The organism is Streptomyces phytophilus (assembly GCF_013870535.1).
In the GTDB taxonomy this organism is placed as follows: Bacteria; Actinomycetota; Actinomycetes; order Streptomycetales; family Streptomycetaceae; genus Streptomyces; species Streptomyces phytophilus.
In genome coordinates this window covers 1-5,923 of record NZ_JACBXC010000283.1, presented here as the reverse complement: position 1 = coordinate 5,923, position 5,923 = coordinate 1, and the positions used below count along the sequence as shown (strand labels likewise).

Genomic DNA, 5,923 nt, shown 5'->3' with positions numbered 1-5,923 from the left:
GCGGTGCTCGGGTGCTGCGGAACGCTCATGGCGGACTTCGCCTTCCGAGAAGGTCCGGATCGTGAGAGACGTTCCTGCGGTGACTGCCGTGGCGGCGGATGGCCTTGTGGACCGCGGGCCGCCGGCGGTGTGCCGGTGGCCGGTCCCGGGCGTGAAGGGCAGGCGCCGGGGACGGGTCCAGTGCATGTCGCGCCGGTGACCGGGAGGTCTCGGCGGTTGGCTGGAAAGGTACGACCGCCCCCGCCGATCGGTCAAGGGCCGATTTTCGCGGGACTGCCGTACGGGGCGGGCGGGCCCGCTAGCGGGCGGCGGCCCGGGACGCGCCGTCCTCCGGCCCGCCGGCCGTGCCGTCGCCGTCCCCCGGCCAGCCCAGTTCGCGGCTGATCCGGTGGGCCGCGTCCCGTACCTCGCCGCCCAGTTCCTGGTAGCGCCAGGCCGGCAGGCCGAGCTTGAGGCCGGTGATGCTCACCGCCCCGGCGCAGGTGCCGCGGTCGTCCCGTACCGGCGCGCCGATGCAGATGATGCCCTCGGCGTCCTCCTCGTCGTCGAGGGCGTAGCCGACGCGGGCGATGTCGCGCAGATGGGCCAGGAACGTGTCCGGGTCGGTGATCGTCCTGCCGGTGCGCCGCGGCAGGCCGTGCCGCTCGATCACGGCCGCCGCCTCGGCCTCGGGCATCGCCGACAGCAGGGCCTTGCCCAGGCCGGTGCAGTGGGGGAGTTCGCGCTCGCCCATGCGCAGGTCGAGCCGGACGCGGTGGTCGATCTCGACCTGGTCCACGACGACCGCGAGGCCGCCCTCCGGCACGGCGACGCGGGAGGCCATGCCGGTACGGGTGCTGAGGTCGCGCAGCACCGGGTGGGCCAGCCGGCGCAGCGAGACCTGGGAGCGGGCGCGGTCGCCGAGCCGGGCCAGGCCCATGCCCAGCCGGTAGCGCCGACTCATGCCCTCGCCGTCGTCCGAGACCAGGCCGAAGGCGCGCAGCGTCTGCAGGGTGCCGAACGCGGTGCTCTTGGAGACCCCGCACCGCTGCGCGATCTGCGTGACGCTCAGCCCGTCGCCCGGCGGCGGGCCCGCGAGGGCCTCCAGGATCTCGGCCGCACGACCCACGCTCTTGACCCAGTACTTCGGCTGGTCGGCATCCGCTCTGTTCGTCATGACCGAACAGCTTAGGGGGTGAGGCCGGTGTTCCGTCGAGCCAAGGGGTTGACCGGCGCTTTTTTCGGCCGTAGAGTCTGGCTCTGTTCGGTAAGACAGAACAGCGTTCTGAAAATCCTCAACTCACCGTTCACGAACCACCGTTTCAACCTTTCCTGCGACGACTGCCGGGCGGATGGCGCCAGGGTTCACGGGCCGGGCAGGGCCCGTGGAACCGAGACACTCGACGCAAGGAGCACGCACCATGAGCCCAGGCCCGGACGCCACCACCGCCGGAGCCGGAGCAGCCCTCGCCGAGCGCGCCCAGCGGGTCGTGCCCGGCGGGGTGAACAGCGGCCAGCGCAGCATCCCGGGCCTGCCGGGACTCGTCGTCGCCGGCACCGGCGGCGCCCGCTTCCGCACCGCGGACGGGGCCGAGTTCACCGACTACCACGCGGCCTTCGGCCCGCCGCTCCTCGGCCACAACGACCCCGACGTGGCCCGCGCCGCCGCCGAGGCGGGCGCCGCGCTCGGCCACATGGGCGTGGGCGTCACCGAGGGCGAGATCGAACTCGCCGAGGAGCTGTGCGCGCTGGTGCCCTCGCTGGAGAAGGTGCTGCTCACCAGCACGGGCAGCGAGGCGACTTTCCACGCGCTGCGCGTCGCCAGGGCCGCCACCGGCCGCCGGCTGGTGGTCAAGTTCCAGGGCTGCTACCACGGCTGGCACGACTCGGTCAGCCTCAACGTGATCTCCGCCCCCGAACGCGTCGGCGGCCACGACCCGATCTCCGCGGGCATCCTGCCCGAGGTCCTCGACGCCACCCTCGTGCTGCCGTTCAACGACAGCGCCGCCGTGCGCCGCTGCTTCGCCGAGCACGGCGCCGACATCGCCGCCGTCATCGTCGAGCCCGTGCCGCACAACGTCGGCGCGCTCCTGCCGCACCAGGAGTTCCTCACCACGCTGCGCGAGGAGACCGCCGGGGCCGGCAGCGTGCTCGTCTTCGACGAGGTCATCACCGGCGTCCGGCACAGTCTCGGCGGCTGGCAGCAGATCTCCGGCGTCACCCCCGACCTCACCACCCTGGGCAAGGCCATCGCCAACGGCGCCCCCGCCGGCGCGATCGGCGGCCGGGCCGACCTCATGGAGCTGTTCTCCACCCGCCCCGGCGCCCCCGCGTTCTTCGCCCTGCTGCTGTTCGTGCTCGGCCTGGGCCTGGCCATCCAGGTCCGCTCCACCGGCGAGTCCAGCGCGCTGCGCGGCGCGCGGCAGGAGGACCTCGTACGGATCCTGGACGAGCTGGACGACCGCACCCAGCGTCTGGAGGACGAGCGCGAGCGGCTGGAGGACCAGAAGGCGGAGCTGGAGAACAGCTCCGACCAGGCCGAGGAGGCGCGCCGCCAGACGGAGGCCAAGCAGCGCCAGCTCGGCGTGCTGGCGGGCACCGTCGCCGCCGAGGGCCCCGGCATCGAGATCACCGTCCGCGGCCCCGCGGGGGCGGTGGAGGCGGACATGCTGCTCGACACGATCCAGGAGCTGCGCGCGGCCGGCGCGGAGGCGATCCAGATCAACGGCGTCCGCGTGGTCGCGGGTACGCACTTCGCCGACTCCGGCGAGAACGACGTGGCGATCGACGGCCGCACGGTCTCCCAGCCGTACGTCTTCCGCGTGATCGGCCGCGCCGAGGATCTGGAGCCCGCGCTGAACATCCCCGGTGGGGTGGTTCAGACCATGGAGGAGGAGCAGGCTACGGTGTCCATCGAGCCCCGGGACACCGTCCTCGTGGACGCCTTGCGGCGGGAGAAGCGGCCTGACTACGCTCGGTCGTCGTCGTGACCTCAAGGTTACGGGGGGTCGACGCATCGGCTGCTGTCGCGTAAGGGAAACTGTCCGGGGGTTGTGGACGTTCAGTGAATGTCCGGTGCCGCTGATGCGCGTGTCGAGTGACCTGCTCGAACACGGGCCTGTCCGACGGTCAAGGGGAAATCGCCCGTGAAGTTGTTCGCTAAGTTGTTCGGGAGGGGCTCGGCGGATCGGCCGGGTCGGCACCGCGCCGCGTCCCAGGGCGGCGAGGGCGGCGAGCGTGCCCTGTACCGGGATCAGGCGCCGCCGCCGCCCGGCGACATTCCGGGCGCTCCGGGCGAGTCTTATGTTGACCCTGCCGCGTCGGGCCGCATAGGTTTCGGGGAATCATCAACCTCAAGTGCGGGTGGAGGGTTCGCCCCCGGCTCGCATCCGCCCGACGCCGCTGCGGGCGCTCCGCAGCAGGAGGCACAGTCCATGGACCTGCCGGTGTGCAACAGGTGCGGGGCCCGAAACGCCCAGGCGAGCCGGTTCTGCTCCAACTGCGGCGCCCCGCTGCGGGCAGGTGTGGCCGAGCGCCCCTCGGAGACCACCACCACGATCTCCATCTCGGGCCTTGAGGCATACGAGGCCGAGGTCGCCAGCGGCGGCGGGCAGACGCTGCCGCCGCTGTCGTCCGAGGCGCAGGCTGCCGTCGACGCGCTGCCGCCCGGCTCCGCGCTGCTCGTCGTCCGCCGCGGCCCCAACTCCGGGGCCCGCTTCCTGCTGGACAGCGAGCTGACCACGGTCGGGCGCCACCCGCAGAGCGACATCTTCCTGGACGACGTCACGGTCTCCCGGCGGCACGTGGAGTTCCGCCGGACGCCCGACGGCCGGTTCTCGGTCGCCGACGTCGGCAGCCTCAACGGCACGTACGTCAACCGCGAGCGGATCGACGAGATCGAGCTGACCAGCGGGGACGAGGTGCAGATCGGAAAGTTCCGGCTGATTTTCTTCGCCAGTCGGCGCGCCGCCTGACGGCGGGAGTACTCGACCACGGGACGGAAGCGATGGGCGACACCCCGAGGGGCGGCACCGCCGCCCCGGAAGCGGACCGGCCGGACCGACGCCGGGCGCGCGACCGGCAGTTGAGCATCGGGGGCGTCCTCGCCGTGCTCCGCGAGGAGTTCCCCGAGGTCACCATCTCCAAGATCCGCTTCCTGGAGTCGGAGGGCCTGGTCGAGCCGCAGCGCTCGCCGGGCGGCTATCGCAAGTTCGGCACCGCGGACGTCGAGCGGCTGGCCCGGATCCTGCGCATGCAGCGGGACCACTACCTGCCGCTGAAGGTCATCCGCGAGCAGTTGGACGCGGAACCCGGGCCCGGCAGCGGCCCCCGGGCCTCTTCCGCCGCCGCGGAGACGCCCCACGACCCCCGTATCGACCGCGCGACGCTCCTGCGCACCGCCGCCGTCGGCGAGGACGAGCTGGCGTCCTGGGAGGAGTTCGGCCTCGTCGTCCCGGACGCCGACGGGCTCTACGACGCGGACGCCGCCGCCGTCGTCCGCCTCGTCGCCGAACTCGGCAGCTACGGGCTCCAGGCGCGCCACCTGCGCGGCCTCAAGGCCGCCGCCGACCGCGAGGCCGGCCTCGTCGAACAGGTCATCGGCCCGCTGCGGCAGCACCGCAGCCCGCAGACGCGGGCCCACGCCGAATCCACCGCCGAACGGCTGATCGAGCTGTCCGCGCGGCTGCACACGACCCTCGTACGGTCCTCGCTGCGGGTCGCCGGCAACTGACCGGTCCCGTGCTCGACTACCCAAAACCGCCGGGGTCGGCCTAGGGTTGCTGTGTGAACGAGCTCGACGTTGTGGGTGTCCGGGTGGAAATGCCCTCGAACCAACCGATCGTTCTCCTGCGCGAAGTGGGCGGCGACCGGTACCTCCCCATCTGGATCGGTCCTGGGGAGGCGACGGCGATCGCCTTCGCGCAGCAGGGCATGACCCCCGCGCGCCCGCTGACCCACGACCTGTTCAAGAACGTGCTGGAAGCGGTCGGCCAGGAGCTTTCCGAGGTGCGGATCACCGATCTGCGGGAGGGCGTGTTCTACGCCGAGCTGGTCTTCTCCGGCGGCGCCGAGGTGAGCGCCCGCCCCTCCGACGCCATCGCGCTCGCGCTGCGCACCGGCACGCCGATCTACGGCAGCGAAGGAGTGCTCAACGACGCGGGTATCTCGATCCCGGACGAGCAGGAGGACGAGGTGGAGAAGTTCCGCGAGTTCCTCGACCAGATCACGCCCGAGGACTTCGGTACGAACCCCCAGTGACAGCCGCCCGCGGTAGCCCGCCCGGGCCTACCGCACAGGCGCCGTGGGCAAACCACCCGTAGGGTGATGAGCACCCGGCGTGCCCCGTGTGGCGTTCGTTGACGCGCCCGGGGCGACTGCCTACCGTCGGGAGGCAGGTCAGGGAGCGGGAGGTCGGCGTGGTGGTCACGGGCGGCGGGAGATCGGCCGGAGGGGGCGGAGCTGTTCCGTTGTACGGTCACGGCACGGAACCCGCGAGGCAGCCGCAGGAGGCCGCCACGGACCCGGACGAAGTCGGCTACCGGGGGCCCGCCGCGTGCGCCGCGGCCGGCATCACGTACCGCCAGCTCGACTACTGGGCCCGCACGGGCCTGGTCGAGCCCGGCGTGCGGGCCGCGCACGGCTCGGGCGCCCAGCGGCTCTACGGCTTCCACGACGTCGTCGTCCTCAAGATCGTCAAGCGGCTGCTGGACGCGGGCGTCTCGCTGCAGAGCATCAGGACCGCCGTACGGCACCTGCGCGCCACCGACGCGGCCGACCTGCGGCGGATGACGCTCATCAGCGACGGCGCCACGGTCTACGAGTGCACGTCCCCGGACGAGGTCGTCGACCTGCTCCAGGGCGGCCAGGGCATCTTCGGCATCGCCGTCGGCGTGGTCTGGAGCGACGTGCGGGCGACCCTCGCGCAGCTGCACGCGGAGCGCGT

6 protein-coding genes are annotated in these 5,923 nt (G+C 72.6%); 5 read left to right on the top strand and 1 reads right to left on the bottom strand.

The window, feature by feature from the left end; translation table 11 throughout:
- Positions 1-298: 298 nt before the first annotated feature.
- Positions 299-1,156, bottom strand: a complete 858-nt coding sequence (locus H5J30_RS14925; protein WP_181787921.1) for an IclR family transcriptional regulator — start codon at positions 1,154-1,156, stop codon at positions 299-301.
- Positions 1,157-1,400: 244 nt separating this feature from the next.
- Here H5J30_RS14925 and H5J30_RS36735 point away from each other — a divergent pair, with 244 nt between their 5' ends.
- From H5J30_RS36735 to H5J30_RS14895, 5 genes are all read left to right on the top strand, one after another.
- Positions 1,401-2,969 (top strand): aminotransferase class III-fold pyridoxal phosphate-dependent enzyme, encoded by a 1,569-nt coding sequence (locus tag H5J30_RS36735; protein WP_258563321.1) that lies wholly within the window; start codon positions 1,401-1,403, stop codon positions 2,967-2,969.
- 444 nt (positions 2,970-3,413) lie between these two features.
- Entirely contained in the window at positions 3,414-3,953 is a 540-nt protein-coding gene (locus H5J30_RS14910; RefSeq protein WP_181787920.1) for a double zinc ribbon and FHA domain-containing protein, read from the top strand.
- A gap of 32 nt (positions 3,954-3,985) precedes the next feature.
- Positions 3,986-4,711 (top strand): transcriptional regulator FtsR, encoded by a 726-nt coding sequence (gene ftsR / locus H5J30_RS14905; RefSeq protein WP_181787919.1) that lies wholly within the window; start codon positions 3,986-3,988, stop codon positions 4,709-4,711.
- Between the two features lie 53 nt (positions 4,712-4,764).
- On the top strand, positions 4,765-5,238 hold the full coding sequence (locus H5J30_RS14900; protein ID WP_027769953.1) for a bifunctional nuclease family protein: 474 nt from the start codon (positions 4,765-4,767) through the stop codon (positions 5,236-5,238).
- A gap of 209 nt (positions 5,239-5,447) precedes the next feature.
- On the top strand, positions 5,448-5,923 hold a 476-nt coding region (locus H5J30_RS14895), incomplete at its 3' end, for a MerR family transcriptional regulator (protein WP_220188920.1).

Coding starts and splice junctions, on each gene's coding strand:
- H5J30_RS14910 (WP_181787920.1), top strand. CDS start 3,414: ATGGACCTGCCGGTGTGCAACAGGTGCGGGGCCCGAAACGCCCAGGCG.
- ftsR (WP_181787919.1), top strand. CDS start 3,986: ATGGGCGACACCCCGAGGGGCGGCACCGCCGCCCCGGAAGCGGACCGG.
- H5J30_RS36735 (WP_258563321.1), top strand. CDS start 1,401: ATGAGCCCAGGCCCGGACGCCACCACCGCCGGAGCCGGAGCAGCCCTC.
- H5J30_RS14925 (WP_181787921.1), bottom strand. CDS start 1,156: ATGACGAACAGAGCGGATGCCGACCAGCCGAAGTACTGGGTCAAGAGC.